The sequence below is a fragment of the Kitasatospora sp. NPDC033851 genome (assembly GCF_055576085.1).
Map to the genome: position 1 here is coordinate 154497 of NZ_JBVIRL010000017.1, position 15123 is coordinate 169619.

16 protein-coding genes are annotated in these 15123 nt (G+C 72.5%); 12 read left to right on the forward strand and 4 right to left on the reverse strand.

What is annotated here, in order from left to right; genetic code table 11:
• Positions 1 to 21: 21 nt before the first annotated feature.
• A complete protein-coding gene (locus ACZ51D_RS28775; protein WP_465663855.1) occupies positions 22 to 1095 on the reverse strand; it encodes a cytochrome c oxidase assembly protein in 1074 nt (357 codons plus the stop codon).
• Positions 1096 to 1337: 242 nt separating this feature from the next.
• Between ACZ51D_RS28775 and ACZ51D_RS28780 the strand changes: the two genes are divergently transcribed.
• Entirely contained in the window at positions 1338 to 2837 is a 1500-nt protein-coding gene (locus tag ACZ51D_RS28780; protein ID WP_465618526.1) for an FtsW/RodA/SpoVE family cell cycle protein, read from the forward strand.
• Between the two features lie 122 nt (positions 2838 to 2959).
• Here the strand turns inward: ACZ51D_RS28780 and ACZ51D_RS28785 are convergent, their stop codons facing one another.
• The gene (locus ACZ51D_RS28785) at positions 2960 to 4309 is read right to left on the reverse strand and encodes a YihY/virulence factor BrkB family protein (RefSeq protein ID WP_465618524.1); all 1350 of its coding nucleotides are present in this window, start codon (positions 4307 to 4309) and stop codon (positions 2960 to 2962) included.
• Positions 4310 to 4486: 177 nt separating this feature from the next.
• On the opposite strand from ACZ51D_RS28785, the gene ACZ51D_RS28790 reads away from it, so the two are divergent.
• From ACZ51D_RS28790 to ACZ51D_RS28840, 11 genes are all read left to right on the forward strand, one after another.
• Positions 4487 to 4570, forward strand: a complete 84-nt coding sequence (locus ACZ51D_RS28790) for a putative leader peptide (protein ID WP_310593185.1) — start codon at positions 4487 to 4489, stop codon at positions 4568 to 4570.
• Between the two features lie 198 nt (positions 4571 to 4768).
• The gene (locus ACZ51D_RS28795) at positions 4769 to 6493 is read left to right on the forward strand and encodes a nitrite/sulfite reductase (RefSeq protein ID WP_465663856.1); all 1725 of its coding nucleotides are present in this window, start codon (positions 4769 to 4771) and stop codon (positions 6491 to 6493) included.
• A complete protein-coding gene (locus ACZ51D_RS28800) occupies positions 6490 to 6672 on the forward strand; it encodes an eL43 family ribosomal protein (protein ID WP_360499220.1) in 183 nt (60 codons plus the stop codon). Before ACZ51D_RS28795 ends, ACZ51D_RS28800 begins: the two co-directional genes overlap by 4 nt.
• Positions 6653 to 7354, forward strand: a complete 702-nt coding sequence (locus ACZ51D_RS28805; RefSeq protein WP_465663857.1) for a phosphoadenylyl-sulfate reductase — start codon at positions 6653 to 6655, stop codon at positions 7352 to 7354. The genes ACZ51D_RS28800 and ACZ51D_RS28805 overlap by 20 nt, the downstream gene beginning before the upstream one ends.
• Positions 7355 to 7432: 78 nt before the next feature.
• Positions 7433 to 8014 carry an adenylyl-sulfate kinase gene (gene cysC / locus ACZ51D_RS28810; protein WP_465618785.1) on the forward strand — a complete coding sequence of 194 codons (582 nt, stop codon included), beginning with the start codon at positions 7433 to 7435 and terminating at the stop codon, positions 8012 to 8014.
• Positions 8011 to 8949 (forward strand): sulfate adenylyltransferase subunit CysD, encoded by a 939-nt coding sequence (gene cysD, locus ACZ51D_RS28815; RefSeq protein WP_465618518.1) that lies wholly within the window; start codon positions 8011 to 8013, stop codon positions 8947 to 8949. The genes cysC and cysD overlap by 4 nt, the downstream gene beginning before the upstream one ends.
• On the forward strand, positions 8949 to 10268 hold the full coding sequence (locus ACZ51D_RS28820) for a sulfate adenylyltransferase subunit 1 (RefSeq protein WP_465618516.1): 1320 nt from the start codon (positions 8949 to 8951) through the stop codon (positions 10266 to 10268). The genes cysD and ACZ51D_RS28820 overlap by 1 nt, the downstream gene beginning before the upstream one ends.
• 245 nt (positions 10269 to 10513) lie before the next feature.
• A complete protein-coding gene (locus ACZ51D_RS28825; RefSeq protein ID WP_465618514.1) occupies positions 10514 to 11674 on the forward strand; it encodes an ABC transporter substrate-binding protein in 1161 nt (386 codons plus the stop codon).
• A 140-nt stretch (positions 11675 to 11814) separates the two neighbouring features.
• Complete coding sequence (locus ACZ51D_RS28830; protein ID WP_465618512.1) at positions 11815 to 12618, forward strand: ABC transporter ATP-binding protein; 804 nt, start codon at positions 11815 to 11817, stop codon at positions 12616 to 12618.
• A complete protein-coding gene (locus tag ACZ51D_RS28835) occupies positions 12605 to 13531 on the forward strand; it encodes an ABC transporter permease (RefSeq protein WP_465618510.1) in 927 nt (308 codons plus the stop codon). The genes ACZ51D_RS28830 and ACZ51D_RS28835 overlap by 14 nt, the downstream gene beginning before the upstream one ends.
• A gap of 10 nt (positions 13532 to 13541) precedes the next feature.
• Positions 13542 to 14270 carry a sirohydrochlorin chelatase gene (locus ACZ51D_RS28840; protein ID WP_465618508.1) on the forward strand — a complete coding sequence of 243 codons (729 nt, stop codon included), beginning with the start codon at positions 13542 to 13544 and terminating at the stop codon, positions 14268 to 14270.
• Positions 14271 to 14285: 15 nt separating this feature from the next.
• On the opposite strand, the gene ACZ51D_RS28845 is transcribed toward ACZ51D_RS28840, so the two are convergent.
• Positions 14286 to 14696 carry a PIN domain-containing protein gene (locus ACZ51D_RS28845; protein WP_465663858.1) on the reverse strand — a complete coding sequence of 137 codons (411 nt, stop codon included), beginning with the start codon at positions 14694 to 14696 and terminating at the stop codon, positions 14286 to 14288.
• Positions 14693 to 14914 carry a type II toxin-antitoxin system VapB family antitoxin gene (locus tag ACZ51D_RS28850; protein WP_360499202.1) on the reverse strand — a complete coding sequence of 74 codons (222 nt, stop codon included), beginning with the start codon at positions 14912 to 14914 and terminating at the stop codon, positions 14693 to 14695. Before ACZ51D_RS28850 ends, ACZ51D_RS28845 begins: the two co-directional genes overlap by 4 nt.
• Between the last annotated feature and the right edge of the window lie 209 nt (positions 14915 to 15123).

The following is a 15123-nucleotide window of genomic DNA, read 5'->3' on the forward strand; positions in this document are numbered from 1 at the left end:
CGCCATCCCCCCGTACCGCCGCTATCCCCCGTACCGGTGCTTGAGGTTCGGGTCGTCCAGCCACCACGGCCGCATCCCCGTCTCCTCCTCCTCCGGCCGCCCCTCGGCCCGCGCCTCCTCGGCCGCCGCCTCGAAGCGCGCGTCCAGCTCGGCGTCCACGGCCCGGATCTCCTCCCGCCCCTGCACGACCATCCGTCGCACCAGCGCGGCCAGGAACGGCAGTCCGACCAGGTCCCCCAGCACCCAGAACGCGTTGCCGCCCCAGGTCTGGTCCTGCGCCAGGCTCGGCCCCCACGGCCGCCCGAGCGCCACGTAGTAGTGCTCGGCGACCAGGTGGCCGCCGTAGATCAGCACGATCCCGAGCCCCGCGTCGAAGATCACCTCGGCGAAGGTGATGAACAGCCCGACCAGGTGCGGGTACTCGTGCCCGACCGGGTCGATCTGCAGCCGCGGCCAGAAGTAGGCGAGGCCGAGCAGCACCAGCGCCAGGTGCAGCAGCACGTTCCCGAACGCGCTGGAGACCGACTCCTCGTACCAGGGCGTGAAGTAGAGCAGCCACGGCGGTGCCATCAGCAGCGCGGTGGAGACGGCCGGGAACATCAGCACCTTGGACGGGCGGCTGCGCAGCGCCCGCAGGATCCGCTCCCGGCGGGCCGGCGGCGCGGCCTCGACCAGCAGCGAGACGGGCGCGCCGAGCGCGAGCAGCAGCGGGACGACCATCAGCAGCAGGACGACCTGCACGGCCCGGTCGGTGAAGAGGATCCGGTCGTACACGCCGAGGCCGGAGCAGGTGCACCAGATCCACAGGAGCAGTCCGCCGAGGAACGCGGCGCTGCGGGTGGGCTTCCACCGCTCGCCGCCGGACCGGTGGACGGTGCGCACCGCGGCGAGGTACCAGGCGCCGAGCAGCACCGAGAGGGTGAGCACCAGCGGTTCGGCCGTCCAGGAGGTGGCCAGGTCGGACCACTGCCACGCGGGCGGTCCGTGGTAGGCGAGTACGGAGACCGCGCCGTCCACCGCGCCGTTCATCCGTCCGCCCACCTCGCTCGCACCCGCCGCCGCCGAGGCGGCGGCAGCCGTGCACACCATCGCCATCGGGCCCCGCGGCGGACGCCGCGACGCCCGGCCATGATGTCGCCGCGCCGGCGGCCCGCCGCGCGCGGGGCCCACCTCTATACCCGGTCCTGAACAAAGCTTTACCCGGCCCGAACAAAGCTTTGCCCAGGCAAAGTTCTGCCCCGGGCCCCGTCGCTCCGCAACCGCGGCGACGACCCGGACGTCTGGCAGGATGCCCGTCGGCGATACCCGCCACGTGGGTGACAAGGGGACGACACGAGGTGCACAGCACTGCACGCGGCGAGGGCCGCCGGCTGGCCGCGCGCCACCGCAACATCGAGCTGGGCCTGCTGGCGCTCGCGGTGGCCGTCTGTCTGGCGGGACACATCGAAGCCGATCTGGCGCTGACCGGCAAGATGCCGCCCGGACTGCTGGTGCACGGCCTGTCGCTGGGCGCGCTCGCCGGGGCGGCGCATCTGGCGGTGCGCCGGTTCGCACCGTACGCGGACCCGCTGATCCTGCCGCTGGGTGTCTTCCTGACCGGCTTCGGACTGGTGCTGCTGGACCGGCTGGACATCAGCTACAAGGCCGCGCACAGCGCCAAGGGCGACTACCAGAAGCTCCCGGCCGCGCCCGCCCAGCTGATGTGGGTGTTCATCTCGGTGGCGGCGGCGATCGCGCTGATCGTGCTGGTCAAGCACCACCGCTTCTTCCAGCGCTACGTCTACCTGCTGATGGCGGGCGCGCTGATCCTGCTGGCCGCTCCGGTGGCCTCGCCCAGCGACAGCTTCGGCGCCAAGCGCTGGATCCGGCTGTTCGGGCTCTCCTTCGAGCCGGACGAGTTCGTGAAGGTCGCGATCACGATCTTCTTCGCGGGCTACCTGATGGCCTCCCGGGACGCGCTCGCGCTGGCCGGCCGCAAGGTCTGGGGGATGACCCTGCCGCGCGGCCGGCACGCCGGGCCGGTGCTGGCGATCTGGGTGGTCAGCCTGCTGGTGCTGATCTTCGAACGGGACCTGGGCACCTCGCTGATCTTCTTCGGCGTCTTCATCGTGATGCTGTACGTGGCGACCGAGCGCACCAGCTGGGTGGTGCTCGGCCTGCTGATGGCGGTCGGCGGCGCGGCGGTGGTCGGCACCGTGGAGCCGCACGTGCACGGCCGCGTCGAGGCGTGGCTGCACCCGCTCGACTACTACAAGCCGGTGCACGACAAGGCGATCTCCGAGCAGCCCGCCGAGGCGCTGTTCAGCCTGGGCACCGGGCACCTGACCGGGACGGGCCTGGGCTCGGGGCGGCCCTGGCTGATCGGCTTCGCCGGGCGCAGCGACTTCATCTTCACCACCATCGGCGAGGAGCTGGGCCTGGCCGGGGTGACGGCCTTGCTGCTGGTCTACGTGCTGCTGATCCAGCGGGGTCTGCGCACCGCGATCGGCCTGACCGACCCGTTCGGCAAGCTGCTGGCCACCGGCCTGTCGGCGGCCCTGGCGCTGCAGATCTTCGTGGTCGTCGGCGGGGTGAGCGGGCTGGTCCCGCTGACCGGCAAGGCGCTGCCGTTCCTGGCGGCCGGCGGTTCGTCGCTGCTGGCGAACTGGCTGATGGTCGCGCTGCTGATCAAGCTGAGCGACTCCTCCGGGCGCACCGCGCTGGAGCCGGCCCAGCCCACCACCGAGCCGTTCCCGGTCCGGGCCGCCCCGGCGGCGGCCGGCCCGACGCCCACCAGCCCGACGCCGACCCCGGCGGCGCCGCAGTACGGCTACCCCCCGAACCCCGCCACCACCTGACCGCCCGACCGGCGGACCTTCCGACCACGTGACCGCACGACCACAGGGACCGCCGGACACGGCACAGGGCCTCCCCCGCACCTGCGGGAGAGGCCCTGTCCGTTGGCACCGCACGCCCCTGCCTACCGCTGCTCCCACGGCGGCCGGGGCGGCCGCGGCGGGTACCCCGGCAGCTCCTGCCCGGGAGGACCGCCCGGGCCTGCGGCCGGAGGCCCGCCCGCAGGCCCGCCCGGCAGGGGCCCGGACGGCCGGTCGCTGTCCGGGGGCGGCGGGGTGGGCCGGTGGTGCGGCCCGCCGCGGGCGGTGAGCCGGCCGCGCACGTTGTCGGCGGCCAGCACGTCGGCCCACCGCTCCGGGTACTCGGAGGGCACGTCGACGTCCTCGCCGTCGTCCTCGCCCCACTCCTCCTCGGCGCCCTCGGCGAGCCCGAGTTCGCGGGCGCGCCGGGCCCGTTCGACGGCTCGCCGGGCGGCGACCTCGCGGACCACGGCGGCGGCCGCCTCCTCGTGGGCCCGTTCGTTCTCGGCGCGGGCGTCGGCGGTCTCCAGGGTGGGCCAGCGCCGGTCTATCGCGGCGTTCATGGCGGCGCCGATGAGGACCGCGAGGGCCACCACGAAGATCCACAGCAGGACGGCCACCGGTGCCGCCAGCGAGCCGTACACCGAGGGGCCCTCGACCGAGCTGACCAGGTAGAGCCGCAGGCCGACGCTGCAGAAGACCAGCACCACCAGGGCGACGAGGGCGCCGGGGATGTCCTCGCGCCACGGGGTCGAGACCGGGACGGCCAGGTGGTAGAGGGTGGTCAGCGAGACGATCAGCAGCACGATCGCGACCGGCCAGTACGCGGCGCCGACGAGTCCGGCGATGCCCGGCACGGCGTTCTCCACCAGTCCGGGCCCGGCCATCAGCAGCGGCAGCACCAGCGAGCCGATCACCAGGGCGCCGAGGTAGAGGCCGAGCGACATCAGCCGGGTCTTGACGATGCCGCGCTTGCCGTCGAGCCCGTACATGACGGTGATGGTGTCGATGAAGATGTAGAGCGCCCGGGAGCCGGACCACAGCGACAGCAGGAAGCCGATGGAGACGAGGTCGGGCCGGGTGTGGTCGAACACCTGGTTCAGCAGCGGGACGACGACCTCCCTGACGGAGGAGTCCGACAGGACCGTCCCGGAGGCCGAGACGATGTCGTGCTTGAGCCGGTCGATGGTGCCCGCGCCGAGGAACTCGTCGAGGTAGCCGAGGGTGCCGGCCAGGCCGAGCAGCAGCGGTGGGATCGACAGCAGGGTGAAGAAGGCCGCCTCCGCGGCGAGGCCGGTGACCCGGTACTCCACGCAGGTGTTGGTGGTGTCCTTGACCAGCTCCCACGCCGTGTGGCGCCAGGTGGCCTGTTTGGCCGCGCGCCGGGAGCCCTTGCCCCGGCGCCGGGAGGCCCGCTCGGGGTTCGTTCCGCTCGTATCGCCTGCTGCTTGCACAGGGCCAACCGTATCGGGCCGTGGCCCCGCGGTTGATCTCCCCGGGGTGGAAGCGTGTGGCCGGGCACCCGGGCCGGGAGCGGCGGGAACTCCCGACCGTCCCACATGACGAAACATCAGCGTCCAGTATGCGGATGTTAGTGGACCGCGAGTCCCGCGCCGTGCGAATCTCTTGCCATGCCTAGCGCCGGAACCACCCTGGTAGGTCGACTCCACGTCGATCTCCTTCGCGTGTCCAGCGCCATCTGTCCGGTGACCTGAGCCCACCCCCGCCGCACCACCGCACCCGGCGCCACCCGTTCCCGCCATCCCCGTCGCAGCGGATGTGCAGGCGCCCGCCCGGTCTCGGTCACTGCCCTCCAGGCCCTGAGAAACCCGCAGGTCAGAGCAGCACCGCACGGCTGAGCACGCTCCGCGACCCGCCTGGCACCAGCGCCATCTGCCCCGAAGGACTTCACCATGGCCACCTCCCCCGAGACCGTCGAGCCCACGGCCGACAGCCCCGCCGCGCGCCGCCCCGCCGCGGCCCGCAAGGTGACCCGCCACCGCGGCGAGGGCCAGTGGGGCATGGGCCACCACACTCCTCTGAACGCCAACGAGCAGTTCAAGAAGGACGACGACGGTCTCAATGTGCGGACACGTATTGAGACGATCTACGCGCACCGCGGCTTCGACTCGATCGACCCCGCCGACCTGCGCGGCCGGATGCGCTGGTGGGGGCTCTACACCCAGCGCAAGGAGGGCATCGACGGCGGCAAGACCGCGATCCTCGACCCGCACGAGCTGGACGCCGAGTACTTCATGCTCCGGGTCCGCATCGACGGCGGCCGGCTGACCGTCCCCCAGCTGCGGGCGGTCGCCGAGGTCTCCGAGCAGTACGCGCGCGGTACCGCCGACCTGACCGACCGGCAGAACATCCAGTACCACTGGATCCGGATCGAGGACGTCCCCGCGATCTGGCAGAAGCTGGAGGCCGTCGGCCTGTCCACCACCGAGGCCTGCGGCGACACCCCGCGCGTCATCCTCGGCTCCCCGGTGGCCGGCGTCGCCGAGGACGAGATCATCGACGGCACCCCCGCCATCGACGAGATCCAGCGCCGCTTCATCGGCAACCCGGACTTCTCCAACCTGCCGCGCAAGTTCAAGAGCGCGGTCTCCGGCTCCCCGCTGCTGGACGTCGCGCACGAGATCAACGACGTCTCCTTCGTCGGCGTGGTCCACCCCGAGCACGGGCCCGGCTTCGACCTGTGGGTCGGCGGCGGCCTGTCCACCAACCCGCGCCTGGGCGTGCGGCTGGGTGCCTGGGTCCCGCTGGACGAGGTCGCGGACGTCTACGGCGGCGTCATCGGCATCTTCCGCGACTACGGCTACCGCCGTCTGCGCAACCGCGCCCGGCTGAAGTTCCTGGTCGCCGACTGGGGCGTGGAGAAGTTCCGCCAGGTACTGGAGGACGAGTACCTCAAGTACCGGCTGGTCGACGGCCCCGCGCCCGCCGAGCCCGCCGCCCGCTGGCGCGACCACGTCGGCGTCCACCGGCAGAAGGACGGCCGGTTCTACATCGGCTTCGCGCCGCGCGTCGGCCGGGTCCACGGCAAGCTGCTCGCCGAGATCGCCGACCTCGCAGCCGCCCACGGCAGCGACCGGGTGCGCACCACCGCCGAGCAGAAGATGCTGATCCTCGACATCGCCGAGGAGCACGTCGAGTCGGTGGTGGCCGGCCTGGAGGCGCTCGACCTGCGCGTCGCCCCGTCGCCGTTCCGCCGCGGCACCATGGCCTGCACCGGCATCGAGTACTGCAAGCTCGCCATCGTCGAGACCAAGGAGCGCGGCCGCACGCTCATCGACGAACTGGAGCAGCGCCTGCCGGAGTTCACCGAGCCGCTGACCATCAACATCAACGGCTGCCCGAACGCCTGCGCCCGCATCCAGGTCGCCGACATCGGCCTCAAGGGCCAGCTGGTCACCGACGACAACGGCGACCAGGTCGAGGGCTACCAGGTGCACCTCGGCGGGGCGCTCGGCCTGGAGGCCGGCTTCGGCCGCAAGGTCCGCGGCCTCAAGGTCACCAGCGCCGGCCTGCCCGACTACGTCGAGCGCCTGCTGACCCGCTACCAGGCCGACCGCACCGAGGGCGAGCGCTTCGCCCAGTGGGCGACCCGGGCGACCGAGGAGCAGCTGTCATGAGTGAGCGAGCAGCACCGTTCTTCTGCCCGTACTGCGGGGAAGAGGACCTGCGCCCCTCCGAGGCCGGACACGGCGCCTGGGAATGCCACGGGTGCCGCCGGGCCTTCCAGTTGAAGTTCCTCGGCCTGCTGTCACCGACCGACCACGGGGGTACGTCCCATGAGCAGCACCGCGACTGACCACGAGGCGGCAGCCGTCCGGGCCGGCCGCGAGCTGGAGGAGGCGACCCCGCAGGAGATCCTGCGGTGGGCCGCCGACACCTTCGGCAAGCGGTTCTGCGTCACCTCCTCGATGGAGGACGCGGTCGTCGCCCACCTCGCCTCCTCGGTGCTCCCCGGCGTGGACGTGGTGTTCCTGGACACCGGCTACCACTTCCCGGAGACCATCGGCACCCGTGACGCGGTGGCCGCGACCATGCCGGTCAACGTCATCACGCTCACCCCGCTGAAGACCGTGGCCGAGCAGGACGCCGAGTACGGGCCGAACCTGCACGACCGCGACCCGGACCTGTGCTGCTCGCTGCGCAAGGTCGAGCCGCTGAACCGCGGCCTCGGCGGGTACGACGCCTGGGCCACCGGGCTGCGCCGCGACGAGTCGCCGACCCGGGCGAACACCCCGGTGGTCTCCTGGGACCCCAAGCGCCGCAAGGTCAAGATCGCCCCGATCGCCCGGTGGACGCAGGAGGACGTGGACGCCTACGTCGCCGCCAACGGCGTGCTGCTCAACCCGCTGCTGTGGGAGGGCTACACCTCGATCGGCTGCTCCCCGCTGTCCTGCACCCGCAAGCCCGCGGAGGGCGAGGACGCCCGGGCCGGCCGCTGGTCCGGCTCCGGCAAGACCGAGTGCGGCATCCACCTCTGACGCACCGCCAGGCGAGCCCGCCGGACACACACGTACCGTCGACTACCGAGTGAGGAAGACCCCGTGACAGCTCACACCCTGGCCGCCGATGGAGCCGCAGAGGCGGCCCGCACGGCCGGCCCCTGCGAGCGCGGCGCCACCGTGTGGCTGACCGGGCTGCCGAGCGCCGGCAAGACCACGCTGGCCTTCGCGCTGGCCGAGCGGCTGCGCGCCGAGGGCCACCGGGTCGAGGTCCTGGACGGCGACGAGATCCGCGAGTTCCTCTCCAAGGGCCTCGGCTTCTCCCGCGAGGACCGGCACACCAACGTCACCCGGATCGGCTTCGTCGCCGAGAAGCTCGCCGCCAACGGCGTCAAGGTGCTCGCCCCGGTGATCGCCCCGTTCGCCGACTCCCGCACCGCCGTGCGCGAGCGGCACGCCGCGGCCGGCACCGAGTTCCTGGAGATCCACGTCGCGACCCCGGTCGAGCTGTGCGCCGAGCGCGACGTCAAGGGCCTGTACGCCAAGCAGGCGGCCGGCGAGATCTCCGGTCTCACCGGCGTGGACGACCCGTACGAGGCGCCGCAGGACCCGGAACTGCGGATCCAGACACAGGGCCGCGCGGTGGCCGACTCCGCCGCCGAACTGCACGCCTTCCTGACCGAGAGGGGTCTGGCATGACCACCGCGACCGACAGCCCGGTCTACACCGACGACAACCCGTTCGCGCTGTCCCACCTGGACGCGCTGGAGGCCGAGTCGGTGCACATCTTCCGCGAGGTCGCGGGGGAGTTCGAGCGCCCGGTGATCCTCTTCTCCGGCGGCAAGGACTCCATCCTCATGCTGCACCTGGCGCTCAAGGCCTTCGCGCCCGCGCCGGTGCCCTTCTCCCTCCTGCACGTCGACACCGGGCACAACTTCCCCGAGGTCATCGCCTACCGCGACCGCGTCGTCGCGGAGCACAACCTGCGCCTGCACGTCGCCCACGTCCAGGACTTCATCGACGACGGCCGGCTGCGCGAGCGCCCGGACGGCACCCGCAACCCGCTGCAGACCGTGCCGCTGCTGGACGCCATCGAGAAGGGCCGCTTCGACGCGGTCTTCGGCGGCGGCCGCCGCGACGAGGAGAAGGCCCGCGCCAAGGAGCGCGTCTTCTCGCTGCGCGACGAGTTCGGCGCCTGGGACCCGCGCCGCCAGCGCCCCGAACTGTGGTCGCTCTACAACGGGCGGCACGCCGTCGGCGAGCACGTGCGGGTCTTCCCGCTGTCCAACTGGACCGAGCTGGACGTCTGGCAGTACATCGAGCGCGAGGGCATCGAGCTCCCGGAGATCTACTACGCGCACGAGCGGGACGTCTTCTCGCGCGGCGGCATGTGGCTGACCGCCGGCGAGTGGGGCGGCCCCAAGGACAGCGAGCCCGTCCAGCGGCGGCTGATCCGCTACCGCACCGTCGGCGACATGTCCTGCACCGGCGCCGTCGACTCCGACGCCACCACCATCCAGGCCGTGATCGCCGAGATCGCCGCCAGCCGCCTCACCGAGCGCGGCGCCACCCGCGCCGACGACAAGCTGTCCGAGGCCGCGATGGAAGACCGCAAGCGCGAGGGGTACTTCTAATGAGCACGACCATCGAGAACACCGCCACCTCCCTGCTGCGCTTCGCCACCGCCGGCTCCGTCGACGACGGCAAGTCCACCCTGGTCGGCCGCCTGCTGCACGACTCCAAGTCGGTGCTCGCCGACCAGCTGGAGGCAGTCGAGCACGCCTCCCGCAACCGCGGCCAGGAGGCGCCCGACCTCGCGCTGCTCACCGACGGCCTGCGCGCCGAGCGCGAGCAGGGCATCACCATCGACGTCGCCTACCGCTACTTCGCCACCCCCCGGCGGCGGTTCATCCTCGCCGACACCCCCGGGCACGTGCAGTACACCCGCAACATGGTGACCGGCGCCTCCACCGCCGAACTCGCCGTCGTCCTGGTCGACGCCCGCAACGGCGTGGTCGAGCAGACCCGCCGGCACGCCGCCGTCGCCGCGCTGCTGCGGGTGCCGCACGTCGTGCTCGCCGTCAACAAGATGGACCTCGTCGACTACGCCGAGCCCGTGTTCGCCGCCATCGCCGCCGAGTTCACCGCCTACGCCGCCTCGCTCGGCGTGGGCGACGTGCTCGCCGTCCCGATCTCCGCCCTCGCCGGGGACAACGTCGTCGAGCCCTCCGCGCACATGGACTGGTACGGCGGCCCGACCCTGCTCGAACACCTGGAGACGGTGCCGGTCGGCAGCGACCCGAGCGCCGAACCGGCCCGCTTCCCCGTCCAGTACGTGATCCGCCCGCAGACCGAGGAACACCCCGACTACCGCGGCTACGCCGGCCAGCTGGCCTCCGGCGTGCTGCGCGTCGGCGACCCGGTCACCGTCCTGCCGTCGGGCCTCACCAGCACCGTCGCCGGGATCGACGCGCTCGGCCGCCGGACGGACATCGCCTGGGCCCCGCAGTCCGTCACCGTCCGGCTCGCCGACGACCTCGACATCTCCCGCGGCGACCTCATCGCGGCCGGGGCAACGGCCGTCCCCACCAAGGACATCGAGGCCACCGTCAGCCACCTCAACGAGCGCCCGCTGCGCGCCGGGGACAAGGTGCTGCTCAAGCACACCACCCGCACCGTGCGCGCGCTCGTCAAGGAGATCTCCTACCGGATCGACATCGACACCCTCGAACAGCGCTCCGGCGACGAGGGGTTGAACGTCAACGACATCGGCCACGTGAAGCTGCGCACCGCCGAGCCGCTGGCCCTGGACAGCTACTCGGACAACCGTCGCACCGGCTCGTTCCTGCTGATCGACCCGGCCGACGGCACCACCCTCACCGCCGGCATGGTGGGCGAGGCCTTCGAGACCGTACGCACCACCGACGTACCCGACGAGGAGGACTGGGTCTGATGCCCAGCGAGGCGTTCTCGGGCATGGACAAGGAAGGCGGCCGCATCGGCAGCGGCGCCCTCGGCAGCGGCCAGGGCGGCCTGACCCGATGTGCGGGCCGACAGGGCTGAGAACGCCCTGTCACCGGGCTGTCTTCCCCCACAGCCGCCCGGCTTGCCCCGGCACTTGGCTGCCGCGCGCACCACCTTCCGAACCATCCGCCCGAGACCGCTTCCTGACGGTCCGTCCGCGAACAGGACTCCACCATGGCACCGAACCCGGCACCCTCGCATACCCGCACCCGCCCCAACGCCGGCCGGATCAGACGTACCGCCGCGGCCGCCACGGCCGGCCTGGCCGCCGTGGCGCTGCTGTCGGCCTGCGGCTACGGCTCCAAGGCCGACGACAAGTCCTCCGACACCAAGGCCGGCGCCGCCACCGCCGCGGATTCCGGCGCGAAGCTCTCCGCCGACTCCGTGAAGATCGGCTACTTCGCCAACCTGACCCACGGCACCCCGCTGGTCGGCCTCCAGGAGGGCCTCTTCCAGAAGGAGTTGGGCGCCACCCAGGTGAAGACCCAGGTCTTCAACGCGGGCCCGGCCGAGATCGAGGCGCTCAACGCCGGCTCGATCGACATCGGCTGGATCGGCCCCTCCCCGGCGATCAACGGCTACACCAAGTCCGACGGCAAGTCGCTGAAGATCATCAGCGGTTCGGCCTCCGGCGGGGTCAAGCTGGTGGTCAACCCGGACAAGATCTCCTCCCTCGACGACCTCAAGGGCAAGAAGATCGCCACCCCGCAGCTGGGCAACACCCAGGACGTGGCACTGCTCAACTACCTCGCGGGCAAGGGCTACAAGGTCGACGCGGCCTCCGGCGCGGGCGACGTCTCGGTGGTGCGCACCGACAACAAGGTCACCCCCGACGCCTACAAGTCCGGCTCCATCGACGGCGCCTGGGTGCCCGAGCCGACCGCCTCCAAGCTGGTCACGCTCGGCGCGAAGGTCCTGCTCAACGAGAAGGACGTCTGGCCGGACAAGAAGTTCGTGATCACCAACATCATCGTCTCGCAGAAGTTCCTCAAGGAGCACCCGGACGTGGTGGAGGCCGTGCTGCGCGGCTCGGTGAAGACCAACGCCTTCATCAAGGCCGACCCCGACAAGGCCAAGGCCGACGCCAACGCGGCGATCAAGAAGGAGGTCGGGACCGCCCTGGAGCCCGCCGTCCTCGACCCGGCCTGGGCCGACATCGACTTCCTGGACGACCCGCTGGCGAACACCCTGCAGGCCGAGGCCGACCACGCCGTCACCGCCGGGCTCCTCAAGAAGCCCAGCCTGAACGGCATCTACGACCTCACCCTGCTGAACAAGGTCCTCGCCGCCCAGGGCCAGGCCGCCGTGGCGGACGCCGGGCTCGGCGCCAAGTAGCGCCACCGCCCCTCCAGTTCCGCGGTCCGGCCCCCGCCCGCCCGGTCGATCCCCGATCGATGCCCACCGGGACGGGCGGGGCCCGGGCCCCGGCCCCGACCCGCAGCCCCCGCAGACCACTCACGCAGGAGGTGCCCAGGATGACACTGGCACTGACCACCTCGGCGGACGCCCCCGGCGCCGACGCCCTCGGCGGCGCGCCCGCCGTCCGGATCTCGCACGTGCACAAGTCCTTCGGCCGCCCCGGCGCGCAGACCCACGTCCTGGACGACATCACCCTCGACGTCGCGCCCGGCGAGTTCGTCACCCTGCTCGGCGCCTCGGGCTGCGGCAAGTCCACCCTGCTCAACCTGGTCGCCGGCCTCGACAAGCCCACCGCCGGCAGCATCGAGGTGCCCGGCGGCCGCCCCGCCCTGATGTTCCAGGAACACGCGCTGTTCCCCTGGCTCACCGCCGGGAAGAACATCGAGCTCGCCCTCAAGCTGGCCGGCCTGCCCCGTCCCGAGCGCCGCGCCGAGGCCGAGCGGCTGCTCGAACTCGTCCGCCTGAAGGGCTCGTACGGCAAGCGGGTGCACGAGCTGTCCGGCGGCATGCGCCAGCGCGTGGCGATGGCCCGGGCACTCGCCCAGGGCAGCAAGGTCCTGCTGATGGACGAGCCGTTCGCCGCGCTCGACGCCATCACCCGGGACGTGCTGCACGACGAGATCACCCGGATCTGGGCCGAGCGGCAGCTGTCCGTCCTCTTCGTCACCCACAACGTGCGCGAGGCGGTGCGCCTGGCCCAGCGGGTCGTGCTGCTCTCCTCCCGCCCCGGCCGGGTCGCCCGCGAATGGCGGATCGACCTGCCGCAGCCGCGCCGCATCGAGTCCGCGGGCGTCGCCGACCTGTCCATCGAGATCACCGAAGAACTGCGTGGGGAGATCCGTCGCCATGGCCAGCACTGACACCACCCCCGTCCTGGACAAGACCGGCACGGTCGACGCGGCCGAGAAGGGCGCCACCGACACCGCCGGCGTCGGCGCGGGCCTGGACGCCCTCGACACCGTCACGGCGCAGCGCGGCTCGCTCGGCGAGGCCCTGCGGACCAAGGCGCTGCCGCCGCTGATCGGCGTGCTCGTGGTGATCGCCCTGTGGCAGGGGGCGTACAGCCTGCACGTCACCTCCTCGTACAAGCTGCCCAGCCCGGCGGACGTGTGGCACTCCGCGCAGGACCTCTGGTACCAGGGCACGCTGTTCTCGATCATCTGGACCAGCGTCTGGCGCGGCCTGTCCGGCTTCCTGCTCGCCGTGGTGATCGGCACCCCGATCGGACTGGTCGTCGCCCGGGTCAGGCCGGTGCGCACCGCGATCGGGCCGGTCCTGCAGGGCCTGCAGTCGCTGCCCTCGGTCGCCTGGGTGCCGGCCGCCGTCATCTGGCTCGGCATCAACGACTCGATGATGTACGCGGTGATCCTGCTGGGCGCCGTCCCGTCGATCGCCAACGGGCTGGTGGCCGGCATCGACCAGGTGCCGCCGCTGTTCCTGCGGGCCGGGCGCACCATCGGTGCCACCGGCCTGGCGGGCGCCCGGCACGTGCTGATCCCGGCCGCCCTGCCCGGCTACCTGGCCGGGCTCAAGCAGGGCTGGGCGTTCTCCTGGCGCTCGCTGATGGCCGCCGAACTGGTCGCCTCCTCCCCCGACCTGGGCCGGGGCCTGGGCCGGTTCCTGGAGGACCAGCGCGAGTTCTCCGACATGTCCGGGGTCCTGCTCGGCATCATCCTGATCCTGTTCGTCGGCATCGCCATCGAGCTGCTGGTGTTCACCCCGGTCGAGCGCCGGGTGCTGCGCAACCGCGGCCTGCTGGCCGGCGGCAAGTGAGGCCCCGCTGATGCCCGCCCTCCTCCTCATCGCCCACGGCAGCCGCGACCCGCGCCACGCCGCGACCGTGGCCGCGCTCGTCGAGGAGGTGCGGGACCGGCGGCCCGGCGTCGAGGTCGCCACCGCGTACCTGGACCACTGCGCGCCGCGGATCCCGCAGGTGGTGGGACGGCTGGCGGACGCGGTGGCCGTCCCGCTGCTGCTCAACCGGGCGTTCCACGCCAAGCACGACATCCCCGCCGCCCTGCGCGCCGCCGGCTCCCGGCTGCCGGTCGCGGACGTGCTCGGCCCCTCCCCACTGCTGCTCGCCGCCCTGGACCGCCGCCTCGCCGAGGCCGGGGTCGACGTGCGCTCGGCCGCCGTCCGCGCCCGTACGGGTGTCGTGCTCGCCGCCGCGGGCTCCTCCGACCCGGCGGCCGACGCCGCGACCCGCGCGGTCGCCGCCGAGTGGCGGCGCACCCGCGGCTGGGCCGCCGTCGAGGTCGCCTACGCCTCCGCCGCCGGCCCCCGCGTCCCCGACGCCCTCGCCGCCCTCCGGGCCGCGGGCGCCGAGCACACCGCCGTCGCCCCCTACCTGCTGGCCCCCGGCCTCCTGCCCGACCGCATCGCGGCGGCATCGGAAGGGGCGGACGTGCTGGCCGACGTCCTCGGCCCCGCCCCCGAGCTGGCGGCCCTGCTCCTGGAGCGCTACGACGAGGCGAGCCGCACAACCTCGGCCGTCCCGGCGCTCACCGCCTGAGCGGGGAGCCCTCCCTCACGTGTGGTCCAGGATGCTGTGCTCGCTGAGGTCGGACGCGAACCGCGCCACGGTGCGGTAGTCCGCATCATCGTGGAGGAGCGTGAGTCGGTGGTGCGCGGCCGTCGCCGCGATCATGAGGTCCACCGCAGATGCACTGCGGTGCTGTCCGGCGAGTGCCATCCGTCGTTGCGCCGTGTCGATCCAGCGCCCCGCGCCCTTCGGCACCGAGACGTCCGGGTACAGCTCGGCGAACATCTCGGAGATCTCGTCGTACTCCCGACCGTCACGCGCGGTGTACAGGAACTCGGCACGCTGCGGATAGCACGACGCGATCGACCCCGCGTCGATCGCGTCGTACCAAGCGGCCTGGAGGCTCGGATCACGGAGCAGCCGGACCAGCCCGGAGGTGTCGAGCAGGTAGATCACCGGGCGTCCTTCTCGGCCTGGTGCAGCCGCTCGGCGCGATCGACGGCCTCCCAGTTCCGAGCCCGCTCGAAGTGCCTGCCGATGCGGGCCGCCCGTTCCTGACGCTCGGCGTAGTAGCGCAGCGCGAGATTGACGGCTTCCTTCTTCGTCCGCACTCCGGCGAGTGCCATCGCCCGCTCCAACGCCTCTTCATCGATGTCGATCTGGGTCACGGACATTCGGCGCCTCCGTCGATCGATGTTGGTGATGTCCATGGAATTGTACTCCGCCAACATCACACTGGGCGAGGACCAGAACCAGGCCGGACCGACGGCGCGCGCGGCCGGGGGGCGCGCGCGCCCGGGGGGGGGGGGGGGGGGGGGCCGGGGGGTGGGCGGGGGGGTGGGGGGGGCCGTTGCCTGCCCACTCTGGTCGGGCGGGGCGGTGG

Coding starts and splice junctions, on each gene's coding strand:
- ACZ51D_RS28830 (WP_465618512.1), top strand. CDS start 11,815: ATGACACTGGCACTGACCACCTCGGCGGACGCCCCCGGCGCCGACGCC.
- ACZ51D_RS28805 (WP_465663857.1), top strand. CDS start 6,653: ATGAGCAGCACCGCGACTGACCACGAGGCGGCAGCCGTCCGGGCCGGC.
- ACZ51D_RS28800 (WP_360499220.1), top strand. CDS start 6,490: ATGAGTGAGCGAGCAGCACCGTTCTTCTGCCCGTACTGCGGGGAAGAG.
- cysD (WP_465618518.1), top strand. CDS start 8,011: ATGACCACCGCGACCGACAGCCCGGTCTACACCGACGACAACCCGTTC.
- ACZ51D_RS28850 (WP_360499202.1), bottom strand. CDS start 14,914: ATGTCCGTGACCCAGATCGACATCGATGAAGAGGCGTTGGAGCGGGCG.
- ACZ51D_RS28790 (WP_310593185.1), top strand. CDS start 4,487: ATGCCTAGCGCCGGAACCACCCTGGTAGGTCGACTCCACGTCGATCTC.
- ACZ51D_RS28775 (WP_465663855.1), bottom strand. CDS start 1,095: ATGGCGATGGTGTGCACGGCTGCCGCCGCCTCGGCGGCGGCGGGTGCG.
- ACZ51D_RS28795 (WP_465663856.1), top strand. CDS start 4,769: ATGGCCACCTCCCCCGAGACCGTCGAGCCCACGGCCGACAGCCCCGCC.
- ACZ51D_RS28820 (WP_465618516.1), top strand. CDS start 8,949: ATGAGCACGACCATCGAGAACACCGCCACCTCCCTGCTGCGCTTCGCC.
- ACZ51D_RS28825 (WP_465618514.1), top strand. CDS start 10,514: ATGGCACCGAACCCGGCACCCTCGCATACCCGCACCCGCCCCAACGCC.
- ACZ51D_RS28840 (WP_465618508.1), top strand. CDS start 13,542: ATGCCCGCCCTCCTCCTCATCGCCCACGGCAGCCGCGACCCGCGCCAC.
- ACZ51D_RS28835 (WP_465618510.1), top strand. CDS start 12,605: ATGGCCAGCACTGACACCACCCCCGTCCTGGACAAGACCGGCACGGTC.